11 protein-coding genes are annotated in these 12,872 nt (G+C 49.7%); 5 read left to right on the top strand and 6 right to left on the bottom strand.

Translation table 11 applies throughout. The annotated features are described in order from the left end of the window. Positions 1–59: 59 nt before the first annotated feature. Together H583_RS34595 and H583_RS0128220 are read right to left on the bottom strand one after the other, a co-directional pair. Positions 60–1,565, bottom strand: a complete 1,506-nt coding sequence (locus H583_RS34595; protein ID WP_051237161.1) for a spore germination protein — start codon at positions 1,563–1,565, stop codon at positions 60–62. Between the two features lie 205 nt (positions 1,566–1,770). Continuing rightward, positions 1,771–3,006: an LOG family protein gene (locus H583_RS0128220; protein ID WP_028563410.1), complete on the bottom strand. Its 1,236-nt coding sequence runs from the start codon at positions 3,004–3,006 to the stop codon at positions 1,771–1,773. Between the two features lie 345 nt (positions 3,007–3,351). Here H583_RS0128220 and H583_RS0128215 point away from each other — a divergent pair, with 345 nt between their 5' ends. Together H583_RS0128215 and H583_RS0128210 are read left to right on the top strand one after the other, a co-directional pair. Then, positions 3,352–4,533: a multidrug effflux MFS transporter gene (locus H583_RS0128215; RefSeq protein ID WP_028563409.1), complete on the top strand. Its 1,182-nt coding sequence runs from the start codon at positions 3,352–3,354 to the stop codon at positions 4,531–4,533. Positions 4,534–4,727: 194 nt separating this feature from the next. Further along, entirely contained in the window at positions 4,728–5,501 is a 774-nt protein-coding gene (locus tag H583_RS0128210) for an arylamine N-acetyltransferase family protein (RefSeq protein ID WP_028563408.1), read from the top strand. A 28-nt stretch (positions 5,502–5,529) separates the two neighbouring features. Here the strand turns inward: H583_RS0128210 and H583_RS0128205 are convergent, their stop codons facing one another. Together H583_RS0128205 and H583_RS0128200 are read right to left on the bottom strand one after the other, a co-directional pair. Further along, positions 5,530–7,548: a Na+/H+ antiporter gene (locus H583_RS0128205; RefSeq protein ID WP_028563407.1), complete on the bottom strand. Its 2,019-nt coding sequence runs from the start codon at positions 7,546–7,548 to the stop codon at positions 5,530–5,532. Positions 7,549–7,705: 157 nt separating this feature from the next. Further along, a complete protein-coding gene (locus tag H583_RS0128200; protein ID WP_154666023.1) occupies positions 7,706–8,002 on the bottom strand; it encodes a hypothetical protein in 297 nt (98 codons plus the stop codon). 431 nt (positions 8,003–8,433) lie between these two features. On the opposite strand from H583_RS0128200, the gene H583_RS0128195 reads away from it, so the two are divergent. The 3 genes from H583_RS0128195 (at position 8,434) to H583_RS0128185 (ending at position 10,641) form a co-directional block, all read left to right on the top strand. Further along, complete coding sequence (locus H583_RS0128195; protein ID WP_028563405.1) at positions 8,434–9,024, top strand: DUF1989 domain-containing protein; 591 nt, start codon at positions 8,434–8,436, stop codon at positions 9,022–9,024. Positions 9,025–9,103: 79 nt separating this feature from the next. After that, a complete protein-coding gene (locus H583_RS0128190; RefSeq protein ID WP_028563404.1) occupies positions 9,104–9,730 on the top strand; it encodes a LysE family translocator in 627 nt (208 codons plus the stop codon). 140 nt (positions 9,731–9,870) lie between these two features. After that, positions 9,871–10,641 carry a YqcI/YcgG family protein gene (locus tag H583_RS0128185; protein WP_028563403.1) on the top strand — a complete coding sequence of 257 codons (771 nt, stop codon included), beginning with the start codon at positions 9,871–9,873 and terminating at the stop codon, positions 10,639–10,641. A gap of 73 nt (positions 10,642–10,714) precedes the next feature. Here the strand turns inward: H583_RS0128185 and H583_RS0128180 are convergent, their stop codons facing one another. Beyond that, positions 10,715–12,022 carry an amino acid permease gene (locus H583_RS0128180; RefSeq protein WP_028563402.1) on the bottom strand — a complete coding sequence of 436 codons (1,308 nt, stop codon included), beginning with the start codon at positions 12,020–12,022 and terminating at the stop codon, positions 10,715–10,717. A 565-nt stretch (positions 12,023–12,587) separates the two neighbouring features. Next, a complete protein-coding gene (locus H583_RS0128175; protein WP_028563401.1) occupies positions 12,588–12,854 on the bottom strand; it encodes a metal-sensitive transcriptional regulator in 267 nt (88 codons plus the stop codon). Positions 12,855–12,872: the final 18 nt, after the last annotated feature.

The following is a 12,872-nucleotide window of genomic DNA, read 5'->3' as shown; positions in this document are numbered from 1 at the left end:
TCTTATGTGCTTGTAGTTTTTGGTTGTCTCTGACGAAAAAGGACGTTATGAAGCGTTTATTACGAACGATCCTTGCTTGGATGCGGCCCTTGCTTCAGCATAAGCCTCCGGTTGGCGCGCGTAATCACATCTTTAATCGCTCCCCGGCTGAAGGGCGCCAACGGTGTCATATAAGGCGTACCAAATGACTGGAGACTCAGCATATGAAGCAGCATAAACAACAGCAGCATCAAGATGCCATACAAGCCAAACGTAGCCGCTGCGATCATCATCGGGAACCTTAGCAGACGAAATGCCAGCCCTAGCTGGAAGCTTGGAAATAAGAAAGATGCAATCCCCGTCATTGAAATCACGATGACAAGAGGGGAAGACACAATGCCTGCCGCTACAGCAGCCTGACCAATTACCAATGCCCCTACGATGCTCACCGCTTGTCCGACCGGACGGGGCAAACGCACCCCCGCTTCCCGCAAACCTTCGAATGCGACTTCCATGACCAGTGCTTCCACAACTGCGGGGAAAGGAACGGTTTCCCGGGATGAAGCAATACTGATAAGCAGCATTGTAGGTATCATTTCATGATGATAAGTCGTTAAAGCAATATATAATGAAGGCAGGAGCAGCGAAGAAACAACCGACAACAAGCGCAAAAGACGGATCGCCGAAGCAATTATATACCTTTGATAATAGTCTTCCGGAGATTGCAGCATTTGAAAGAAAGTACCAGGCACCACAATGACAAACGGGGTGTTGTCGATAATGATCCCAACCCTGCCCTCCAGCAAATTGCCGACCACCTTGTCCGGTCGTTCAGTCACCATCACTTGTGGAAATGGAGACAAAGAATTGTCCTCGATTAATTCTTCGATATTGCAGCTTTCCAGAATCGCATCAATCTGGATACGTCCGATTCTTTTTTTCACTTCGGCAATTAAATCCTCGCCTGCATTACCCTCCAGATAAGTAATTGCAATTTCAGTTTTGGTTAAACGCCCGATTGTCACCATTTCCATTTTAAGCTGGGCGGTCATTAATCTTCGGCGAATGAGACTCATATTTGTACTTATGCTTTCTTGAAAGCCGTCCCTCGGTCCGCGGATTACAGCCTCGGTAGCCGGTTCTTCAATAGCCCTTGTTTCCAGGCCTTTCGCATTGATAGTCAGAACTTGCGCCATACCATCCAGCAGCAAGGCATAGTCACCGGATAATATTTGTTCAACCGAAGAGTAAAAATCATCGTTCCAGTTCACTTGTGAAGTAAATCCCAGCTTTGACTGAATTGTATGTTGCAGATTTTCCGTCAGCCTTGCGGAATCTTCTGCACTCGTGGAATTTTCTGTCATACAGGACTCGATGAGCTGCCTCGTCATATCCAGATCGATGGCATCGGTATCCACCATTCCGCTTAAGTAGATCAGCACTCCTTGCTGTCCGGTTTTCAGCTCGAATTGACGGTAATGAATGTCTGCACAATTTTTAAAAACAGCTTGAAATTGCTTTAGATTCTCATTCAAATTCTCATTGAGCATACCGGCAACATTATCCGGTTGTTGGTTGGGCGCCATATCGGTTTCATTCCTTTTTTTGGCTGGGTCATTTTTATTAATATGAGCATCCTGCTTGCGTAATATGCAGCAAACCAGCTTCTGAGACGACAACAAGCGATGTCAACAGGTGATATCGCTTGCTGCTTTCGTATCCAGTCTGCAATGGCCATGCCAAGGCCTGAGCCTTGTGCAGCTCGCCTGTATTCGTACCGCGGTAATCTGTCTAGCCCCGCAGCGTTAGCTGATTTTTGCGATACAGCTCCTCCACGAAGGCCCGGGTCTTCTGAAACGCTTCCTCCGGTGTATCCACGACTTCCGCAATATAGGCGTCATCGGGATATTGATCATCTATGCCGGGAATTTTTATCCGGTCCCCATAGCTGTTAATTGTGCCATATTCACGCATATGATCGATGGCTTTTAAGATGGGCTTCCAAAACTCGGAGTGGACAAAAATCGCTTTGGTTCGGCGTCGCCGCAAATGGCCTGTGGACAGCTTGGACAAGGTTTCAAATACTTCCCACGTTGTTCCGAAGCCGCCTGGCCAAAAAAGAATAACGTGGGAATAGTTGATCAGCACACCTTCCCGGATCGAGAAGTTGTTCATCCTGAGTCTCTGGTTTGAAAAGATGGCGTAGCTGTCGGACATATCGAAGAACTTGTCCAGTCCGAATTGGCAGTCGATCCCGATAACATGGGCATTTTGCGCCCTCGCCCCTTCGGCCACGGCACGCATCAGTCCCGGCCCTCCCCCGGTACAAATCGGAACATAGCATCCTCCCAAAGCCCGCTCTTGTTCGCTTACAGAATACTGTCCCCAAAGCTCGCCGAATTTCTTGGCAGAATTCCAATATTTTGTGCTTCGCTCTTCGATCCTGTCATGGCGGGAAAGCCGATGCCCGATTTTTACCAACTGATCATTCAACAGCTCTTTTTGAAGGGATCCCGATACTTCGTCAAGCTGCGACTTGCAGTTGTGGGCATGCTGATGCACAACGTCCTTGCTCATACTGATGCGTTCTGTTGAGGAAATGCTGGCTGATCCCATAACGGTGACCACTCCATATTTGGCCTCATAATCAAATAGCAGTCCTGCCGCATAAATATCTGCTATGCTTTCTTCATTGCTCAATGCACGGTCATTCGGCACAAAGGACTGCTTGCTGCCCTTTACCATAAAGGATGCCATGCAAGATGCTGAGAGATCGCCTGTCCAATGAACCAGAAACCCGGAGTCGTTCACATCTGAAGCTTTGAATTCCCCGTTTCCGTTAATGGTGCTAATGGACAAACTGTAGCCCTTCAAGAGGCCTTTCGGGTCAAAAGCGACCGGCTCCTCAAACGTAATTTGGGCCGAATTGCCCTTCGTTCGCTCCAGCCACCAGCCGGTACCGGTCCCCGACCAGCGATGACTCTCCGGTTCATACAGCAGATTTCCGTGCAGTTCGATGTCATTCACGATAGAGTCTCCGATCTTCTATTCAGTATGTATCCTCATCATAGGAATATGGCTTCGTTTCCGAATTTTTATTCTTTGTCCCGGAGATTCTTGACTATAATGACCCGGACATGGTAGTCTTAGCCGGATATGTTCGCCTGCCGAGAGCACTGCTTTCATCGTAATATTGACAGCATGCTGCTGGTATCGGATGTAATCCCTCCTACTTATTATGAAATCTCGAAAGGTAACCGTAACATGATGATTTATGGTCGTATTGCTATCATGATGCCCCCGTTTCCCTAGCTAGGCTCTTATTCTTGTTGTGACAAACCAAGGATATAGCTTGTAGGAGGGCTACTATATATGAAAAAACTTGCAGTACCATCTTTGTTGTTGATGATCGTTCTGGTCGCATTTCCACAAATCAGCGAGACGATCTACACACCGTCCTTGCCTGATATCGCACATGCGCTCGGGGCTTCAAACAGCTCCGTACAATTAACGTTAAGCATTTATTTCGTTGGATTCGCCCTGGGTGTATTCTGCTGGGGTTGGCTGTCTGATCTTACCGGGCGCAGGCCTGCCATGCTATGTGGTCTTGTCGTCTATGGAATCGGAAGCTTGATGTGCTTCTATTCCGAATCGATCCTGCTGCTGCTTGCCAGCCGCTTCATCCAAGCCTTCGGCGCGGCGACCGGTTCCGTAATTACCCAGACTATACTCCGGGAAAGTGTAACCGGCAGTAAGCGTCATGCCATGTTCGCCCAGATCTCCGCGGTCATTGCATTTACACCTGCCGTAGGGCCGCTCATTGGCGGTTGGGTGGATCAGGCACTGGGCTTCCGTGCCGTGTTCTTTACACTGGTCGTCATGGGTATTTTGCTGTTTTTGTATGCTTTTTTGAGACTGCCGGAAACTACAACTGTCTCTTCACGAAAAAAGACGGCTATTGGGCCTGTCATTCAAAGAATGGCTTCAATGCCGCGCGTACTCGTATTTGGAGTGCTGATCGGCGGAATCAACGGTATTTTGTTCAGCTATTATGCCGAAGCGCCTTTTATATTTATGGAATACTTTCAGATTACGCCGGGGATTTACGGTTTTCTTGGCATAATCGTAGCATTGGCCTCGATTATTGGCGCTATGACATCAAAGCGGCTATTAACGGTATATGCACCGGAGAAAATCATCCATACAGGTTGTCTTGTCATGACTTCAGGGGCTGTGTTGTTAGCTGCCGCAAGCAGTATGGTAACCGGAGCGGATCTGATCCGTATCTTGACCATCCTTGCTTCCGTTTTCATCATGCTGATGGGAGCGGGCATGGCACTGCCCAACTGCCTAAGCCTTGCCCTTGCAGGCTTCCAGGATGTGATCGGTACTGCAGGCGCGATATTCAGCCTGGGCTATTATATTCTGGTCAGCCTGGCGACCTGGGGCATGAGCGTGCTGCATAACGGTTCGCTCTTGACGATGCCGATCTATTTCCTCGTTATCAGCGGCGGAATGTGGCTCCTCAGTATCCGATTCATCCGGGCATCGTAACTGCGGATCATTTCCGGTATTCGTTACTGGTTGAATTGAGCACTTCTCATTAATTGAAGGAGAATTGTAAGGGGCTATTGCTTATTGGTTCACCGTTCCATACAATAAGGGCAGTTCGGGTGCTTGAATGAAGCATGCGGACTGCCCATTTTTAATATGATTTTGATAAGTCATGTCAATAGGAGGTTATGCGAATGGACGCCCTTACTTCACAATTTTTGCACAGAATCGGCCGGTCCGGCAGCAGCATAACGTTTGACGAATTAAGCGACGTTCTCGAAGCTGCTGCATGGGCTATTCCTTTTGAAAATATCAGTCTGCTTGCACACGGCACCAGGGAAATAACCCTGGCCAGCCTGATGAACAAAATTATTGCTCGCCGGGAGGGCGGGCTATGCTATGAGCTCAATACGCTCTTATACTTTGTTCTCCTGGAAAATGGTTTTGATGTGCAACTTACACGGGGCAGCGTATATGACCATGCTTCACAGCATTTTGCGTTATCCGGCAGAACCCATGTGACAATTATACTTACCCGCAACGATGATTGCTATCTCGTCGATACAGGCTTTGGCGGCAATCTGGCACTGCGTCCAATTCCATTCTCGGGCACACCCGTATTTTCTTATAATGGAGAGTTCCGGGTCCGGAAAGCCGGGACGGAGCATGGGGATCATATTTTGGAATTGAAGCTGAAGCATAAGGATACGGATTGGAAGCTGGGCTACGCCTTTGATTCCAAGTCGGTCCTGCCCGACCTTCGGGAAGTGAACAAGGTTCAGCAAATTATTGCGGAGCATCCCGGTTCCAAATTCAACCAAAAACCGTTAGTCACACAACTCACGAAGGACGGCAGCATGACATTGACAGAATCCAGCTTCACAGTATGGAAGAATGGTGAAATGACCAAGGAGCCAGTGGATACGGAAACGTATAAACAGCTTCTCGGAAAATTCGGACTCTATTAAGGCAAGTGAAAATTGCAGCCTTCTGCCGCTATTCAAGCTCCTCTTCCTCGGTAATTGCAGCCTCCATCGTATTCACAAAATATCGAAGATTATTGAGCGTTGTCAGCGACACATCCCCCTCAGCATAGAGCTTTTGCAGCCCATCCCGCTGCATCTGGATCGCCTTGAACTCCATATCCCGTTTCCGGTCCTCAAATTCCTCCTGCTGCTCGGAAGATGTCAGGCTGCATTCGATACGGTCCATTGCCTTATGGTAGAACGTAATTACCGACAGCACAACGCAAGGCTCCTCTTCGTTGATGAGCGGCTTCAGCTTCATAATCGCTGCTTTGGAGGTTTTGACCTTTAATTTCTTCAAGGCATGTGCCGTGCGCTCTCCCCATTCCTTCGGACTCGCGCCCAGCAGTCTTCGCCATAGCTTCCTCAGCGCCAATTGCAGCGTTTTGACCACCCATTGGAAGCGACCGCCGAGAATGAGCACCTCTGTGTGGGCTTGTACTTTCTCAAATGCACGGGCTACCTCAGGCTCAATCTCCCCGGCATTCAGCAGCCTCTCCATTTCCTGCCTTTCAGTCTCCAGTGCAAGCAGTTGGACACGCTTATAGGAGTCCTGCCACACACAGCGCCCGGCTGCCTCAGGCTGTGACTGGAATTGAAGCAGCTTCCCCTGGTAGTCCGCAATGACCGACAGGACGGCTTTCCGGTTCTCGGCATTGATTTCTTCCTTGAGTGCCTGAATGGTCATCTCCAGCAGGCGGATCTGTCCCGTCCGTTCTGTCAATCGCATATCTTCCTCGCCATGACTCCGCTCTCTTCGGACAAAGAGTGGAAGCGCAGTGCTGGCGATTAGCAGTGTTGCCAGTATGACCCATGCCGACAGGAAAATCATCAGATCACGCTGGGGAAACGGCGTCCCATCCTGTAAAACGAGCGGTATAGATAATGCACCGGCCAAGGTGACTGCTCCGCGCACCCCGGACAGCGAGGTCAGCAAGGACGTCTCCCAGGAGGATTGGCCGGGTTTAATTTTCAGCACAAAGGTATTGAACAGATGCACCCAGACAAAGCGCAGCCCATACAGTCCAATTGTAATCACTGCGACATAGCCGATCGCCTGAAAGTTGTCCAGCTTCGGATCATTCAGCACCGCCATGGTAACACCCGGGATTTGCAATCCCATAATAAGAAAGACCAGCCCGTTCAGTATAAATAATAGGACTGTCCATGTACTGCTCGATACGACCCGGAACTTTGTCATGGCCGGTTCCATCCTGTCCCGGGCGAAGGCATGAAACAAGCCTCCGCCCACTACGGCAAGAATACCGGACACGCCGATTTCCTCCGCAACAAGATAAAGAGCAAAAGGTGTCAAAATCTGAATCAGCATCCGCATCGTCACATCTTCAATCCCCAGACGGCGCAGCACAGACTTCACCAGAATCATGCGCAAGACAGACAGAACGACTCCACACAACAGCCCCCCGACAGCAATTACGATGAAGCTGAGCGCAGCTTTGGGCAGCGAGAATACACCGGTAAGGGTAGCAGCTACAGCAAACTTGAATGCAACAAGCCCGGAAGCGTCATTCATGAGCGCTTCCCCCTCCAACAGACGGAGAATCCCCTTCGGCAGCTTGATCCGGCCGGAGAGTGCACCGACCGCTACTGCATCGGTAGGCGAGAGAATCGCTGCCAAGGCAAATGCCGCGGATAACGGAATTGCGGGCGCCATCGCATGAATGCCATAACCGCCGAGCAATACCGTTGCAAAGACGAGTCCGACTGCCAGAGCTAGTATTGAACCTCTAAGTTTCCAGAGTTCCTCTCGTGGAGTTCTCATCCCGTCATTATAGAGCAGAGGCGCAATGAACAGGATAAAGAACAGTTCCGGCTCCAGATCCAGGTAAATGCCTGTCGGGAAAGCCGCGAACAAGGCACCCAGCGCAACCTGAAACAGCGGTACGGGTATGGCGGGCATAATACGGTTCAGAATGTTAGACAAGCCGATAAGGGCCAATAAGCAGAAAATAATGAGAAAGGTTTCCATGCAGCTTCTCTCCAGGCACGTCGAATGTATGCCCATTATTATGGGTTGAGACTTGCCGGTTTATCCTGATAACGGCTGGAGAAGAAAATTGATGAATGGAGTGTCGTCCGTGGAAACGAAGAGGACATGATGCGGAAAGGCGGCCACACATTATTGCTCAGAAATTTATGTTATCTATAAGCTGCTTGAAAGCCTGAATAAGTGCGACGGGATTATCTTTGACCGTATAGGGAAACACACCCTGATTAGTGTGCAGGTACAAAAATCCGCCTTCCTTCCCTAACCTGCGGAATGACATATCGTAGACTTCGCCAATGGGGAATTCACGGTGGCAGGTTGTGATTTTGGTCTCGTACAAATCAATAACCCGCTCATGGACTATCGTATCCTGACTATGTGAACTGATTCCCCTTTCAATCTTGACATACGGGTGCGAGGCAATAGGCTGTAACAAAAGCAGCACCTCCAGGATTTTGGGTTATAATGCGGGCAGTGAATAACAGCTTAACTATAATGCTTTTTTCTTCCATTGTAAAATATTCGCATAGCCACTATCCGGATAACAAAAAGCGCCGCAGGAACTCATTCATTAGCATTGAAATACGCTGTGGCCCAGGACAGCTCTGCCCCGATTCCCCAAACCTGATTTTTCCACTTCAAAGAGCCGGGCAGGGTTTATCTGCCGCTGCCGGGTTATTCATTGTTTTTCTGTTCATGATCCCTCTTCCTGAATCAGTCCCGGTCGATATTTTCCTCCGTCCCGGGGCGCATGGAAGCAAAAGGCGATGGCGTAACCTTCCCTGTTTGCTTTATATCCGGCAGCGTATGCCTTGTCGATGTTGTACCATACTAATTTATACGATTAGATTGGTAAGGAGGACCCTTATGAACAGTCAACATTGGCACATCCCGGCTACTGAAGGGCTAAGCTTCAAGCTGATGAAAGGGCAGACGGTACGCATTACCGATGTGGAAGGTGAACAGGTGGCAGACTTTGTAGCCTTCAATGCTCACGACGCCAAAGAGCGGCTTGATCCCGGTGTAACCCTGGATACGGTGCGCAGCAAAAATTTGAAGCCGGGCGATATCATTTACTCCACACGATACCGCCCTCTTTTTACAATCCTGAGTGATGTGGTAGGCAGACATGATCTGCTGCTGCCTGCTTGCCGCCCCGAAATGTATGAAGTGTTATACAACAAGAAAGACCACGTGAGCTGCTTTCATAATCTGAATCAGGCTTTGGCCCAATTCGGCATTCCGGCTGCAGCTCAGCATATTCCGTTTAATTTGTTCATGAATACAATTGTTGATTCTGACGGCGCTGTCCGTGTCGAGCGTCCGCTGTCCAGAGCGGGCGATTATATTGAGCTTCGTGCCGAAATGGATTTGATCGTGGCCGTCTCCGCCTGCCCTTGTGCCGAGAGTGCCTGCAACGGCTATAATTGTACGCCAATAGCGGTTGATATCCTGTAACGGCTTCTAACAGGCATTCCCCTTGAATACAATGACAGTGACTTGTACACCTTCATTCTTCATTCAAGGAGCGATGTCGATGAATACCTTCATGACCTACGTGGTGCTTGGCATCTCGCTATCTGCGCCAATCGGCCCGATCAATGCGGCCCAGCTTGACCGCGGCGCGCGTTTTGGCTTCATGCATGCGTGGCTGGTCGGACTGGGCGCCATGTGTGCCGATGTTGTCTATATGCTGCTTATTTATTTCGGACTGGCGCATTTTCTGGACACGCCCTTTGTCAAAACCTTTCTTTGGACATTTGGCTGCTTTGTTCTCATCTACACAGGTATCGAGACCTTGAACAATTTGAAGGTACCGCCGGAAACACCATCCGGGCAGCCGCTGTCTGGCGCCAACTCATTCCGCTCCGGCTTTATGATGGCCCTTATGAATCCGCTCAACATCCTGTTTTGGCTGGGCATTTACGGCTCTATCCTGGCCAGCAGCATGCAGAGCTCCGGGATGCTGTCGATATTGCTCCACAGTCTTGGCATTTTCGCCGGCATCCTCCTATGGGATGTGGTGATGGCTACCCTGGCCAGCTCCTTTCACCGCTTTGCAGGCCCTAAGACATTACGCTTTATATCTGCTTCGGCTGCCGTTTGCCTGCTTGGTTTTGGCGCATACTTCGGGTATAAGGCATATATTCAGCTATTCGGCTGAAGACTCAAGAAGTAACCACAAGGCTTAAGCCCTGAATGACGCTTCGGCTCCAATTGCCTTCCGCTCCTGTTTCCACGGCTTTCACCCATTTTCCCTTGCGGCATAAGATGTTCTTATACTAGCAAGGGGGATTCAATGAAATGGCCCAGTTGTTGACGAAAGCATGGCTTGACGAGCATTTGGCCGAGCTGCCGCAGTGGCAGCAGGATGCCTTTGCACAATTCTCCGGCATGATTGCCGACCCCGGTGGAACCTATCCCTGCATTCCCGGAAGACAGGGTTTCTTATCCAATCAGCTGCGTTTTGGCTTTGCTGCCGACCCCAGAAGCGAACAAGCCATCACAGATGTTGCTTCGTTGCTGCAGCAATATGGCGAATGCTCACGCGATACGGGAAAGTACGCCTCCCTGGTCATTATGTGCGAAACTCCGGCGGAGCTTGCTTCTTCATCGATTGAAGATTATGAGCAGCTGTTCTGGTCGATAATGAACCGTGTCAGCGAGGTGGATAAGGTCCCCTGGCCAGAGCATATTTCGACAGATCCGTCCCATCCCTCATGGGAATTTTGCTTTGACGGACACCCGTACTTTGCCTTCTGCGGCACCCCTGCCCATCAGCAGCGGCGCAGCCGGCACACTCCGCATTTTACAATTGCCTTTCAGCCCAGATGGGTATTTGAGGAAATTAACGATTCCACAGCTTTTGGCCGCAATATGAAAAAGCTTATTCGCAAGAAACTTGTAGAGTACGACGGAATACCGGTGCATCCTTCGTTGAAATGGTATGGACAGGAGGACAACCAGGAATGGAAGCAATACTTTCTGAGGGACGATGAGAGCATTCCGTCCAAGTGTCCGTTTACCCGGATGAAAAACAAGTTTAAGGTGCTAAGCAGCATGTTTCATAAGTAAGATTATTTAAACTGTATGTCAAGCCATTTTGGCACCACTTGTCCCAAAGCACAAAAAACGCCAAGAGCTGCTGTTATTGCGCCTCTTGGCGTTTCCATATATGCTGCATGAACAATGTAATCAGGCCGATCACAAGGATAATCAGAAGGCTGGACCAAAAACCCGGGCGACCCGAGCTCTCCAGCAGTATGCCCCCAACTGCTGCGGCAATGAACAGCATGGCGGTGCACGATTTAACCCAGCCGCCGGCTCCCGGCTTCAGCAGCTTCAGATACGAAGCCAGAATAAACAGCCACGTATATAAAATGACCAGTCCGGCGGCAGTCGTCATATGCTCAAAGATTTGCTTGGGCAGCAGCAGCGCCAGGACGATGGAGACGCATAATCCCAATGAATTGATGGCGAGCGCATACAGGGGGAGCTCCCGTTTTCCTTTGGTTACGGCAAGCCATTGCGGGGCATCCTTGTCCTTTGCCAGCGTCACCAGCATTGTTGATACGGCGTATAGGGAGGCAACCAGTATAGAAAATCCGGCAATAATCATGACGGCATTGATGATATGTACGATAACCGGAAGGCCCATTACTTCCAGGGCAGCCACAATCGGGCTTTTAGAATGAACAACCTTCTCATGGCTGACAAACAGCAGGCAAAGTCCGGTGGTCAGCACATAAAGTACGGTTACACCCAGCAGCATAAACCTCCCAGCCTTCAGCGCATCCTTTGGCTCCCGCAAATCTGCTGCCATGAAGCCCATGACCTCAATCCCGCCAAAGGCATAGAACGCATACAGCAGCCCCTTCCACGAGCCAAGCCAGCCTTCGCCCAGCCATGCCGAAGAACTGTAGAGCGTGCTCCATTTGCCTGTACCCCTTACTAATCCGAAGACAGCCACTACAATGAACATCAAGATGGCGGCAATTTTGATTATGGCAAAGAAATTCTCCGCCTTATTGACACCCTTGCTCCCCAATATAACAACACCGAGGCCCAGTACAGCATATCCGGCTGTGAACATCCATAGCGGAAGGCCGGGAAACCAGAACCGGGAGAACAGCCCAAGCGCAGTCAGTGTGCTGCCGATTATAAGAATTTCCGAGCACCAGTAGGTCCACCCCATCCCAAAGCCTGCCCAGCGCCCATAGGCTTCTTTGGCATAGGTGCGGAAGGAGCCCTTTTGGGGACTATTCATCGTCATTTGGGCGAGAGCCTCATAGACAAAAAGCGTCGCAACGGCAGCCAGCAAAAAAAGCAGCAGCACAAACAACCCGCTCTTGCGGATTGCCAGACTGGAGCCAAGGAAAAATCCGCTGCCGATCGTACAGCCGACACCAAATAAAGAAAGCTGCCACCAGGGCAGATTTTTTGCCGTATTGTCCATTTCGCCATCTCCTTCTGGTCCTTACTGTGCGCCAGCGAAAGGTAAATTATCCAGTGAAGCACAGAAGAAGGAAGGACGGAATCTGTCCAACAGGCCGTTCCCATCAGATGAATAGCCCGGCTGTTGTTGCAAAAGCCGCCTAATCCCAGCATGTGAGGGAAGGACTGGATGAACAACTTTCACACCGCCCACTAAAGGGGAGTATTTGAAAGGTCAGGATATTAGCCTCTCGGCATGATTGAAGTTATTGAATTTATGTTGAATATATTCTTAATGCTGCAGCACCTATACGATCTCCGTTTGTGCTCACCTTGATTTTATAATCCAGGCTTGGATTGTTAAATTGGTTTCTCATCAACTTGGTTGATGGCGAAGTCCAGTACCTTGAAATTTGTACGCGGAATACCACTCCTAATATGCCTAAAAGAATGAAATTGTCTAATTTTACATTGGATGTTCAATCATGGACACAGCAAACAGGCCATTCCATTCATGGAACAGCCTGTTTTATCTCGCAAGGATGCCTTGCCATTCACTGCTTATCACTCAGATATGCATGCAGAGATCAGCGGCTCTTCACCAGCAATTCAATTGCCTGCTGCACGACTTTATCCATATCGCCTCCGGATTGCTGCTCTTCCAGCACACATTGCTTCAAATTTTCGGCTACGATTTGTGCAATGGCCTTGTCTGACGCATTCCGAACCGCGGATAGCTGGCTGATGACATCCTTGCAGGAGCTTTCCTCCTCCATGAGCCGCAGCACGCCGCGCACCTGACCTTCGATTCTCCTCAGTCTCGTTTTCATTTCAGTTGTATATTGATACGCCATCTATTTCCCCTCCCAATT

The sequence above is a fragment of the Paenibacillus pinihumi DSM 23905 = JCM 16419 genome, assembly GCF_000422505.1.
Taxonomy (GTDB): domain Bacteria; phylum Bacillota; class Bacilli; order Paenibacillales; family Paenibacillaceae; genus Paenibacillus_D; species Paenibacillus_D pinihumi.
Note: the sequence above shows the minus strand (reverse complement) of the source record. Positions and strands in the feature narration are given on the sequence as shown.

Bases quoted from the DNA above. Each gene is read 5' to 3' on its own strand.
- H583_RS0128195 (WP_028563405.1), top strand. From the start codon at position 8,434: ATGAACAGTCAACATTGGCACATCCCGGCTACTGAAGGGCTAAGCTTC.
- H583_RS34595 (WP_051237161.1), bottom strand. From the start codon at position 1,565: ATGGCGCCCAACCAACAACCGGATAATGTTGCCGGTATGCTCAATGAG.
- H583_RS0128190 (WP_028563404.1), top strand. From the start codon at position 9,104: ATGAATACCTTCATGACCTACGTGGTGCTTGGCATCTCGCTATCTGCG.
- H583_RS0128215 (WP_028563409.1), top strand. From the start codon at position 3,352: ATGAAAAAACTTGCAGTACCATCTTTGTTGTTGATGATCGTTCTGGTC.
- H583_RS0128210 (WP_028563408.1), top strand. From the start codon at position 4,728: ATGGACGCCCTTACTTCACAATTTTTGCACAGAATCGGCCGGTCCGGC.
- H583_RS0128175 (WP_028563401.1), bottom strand. From the start codon at position 12,854: ATGGCGTATCAATATACAACTGAAATGAAAACGAGACTGAGGAGAATC.
- H583_RS0128185 (WP_028563403.1), top strand. From the start codon at position 9,871: ATGGCCCAGTTGTTGACGAAAGCATGGCTTGACGAGCATTTGGCCGAG.
- H583_RS0128205 (WP_028563407.1), bottom strand. From the start codon at position 7,548: ATGGAAACCTTTCTCATTATTTTCTGCTTATTGGCCCTTATCGGCTTG.
- H583_RS0128180 (WP_028563402.1), bottom strand. From the start codon at position 12,022: ATGGACAATACGGCAAAAAATCTGCCCTGGTGGCAGCTTTCTTTATTT.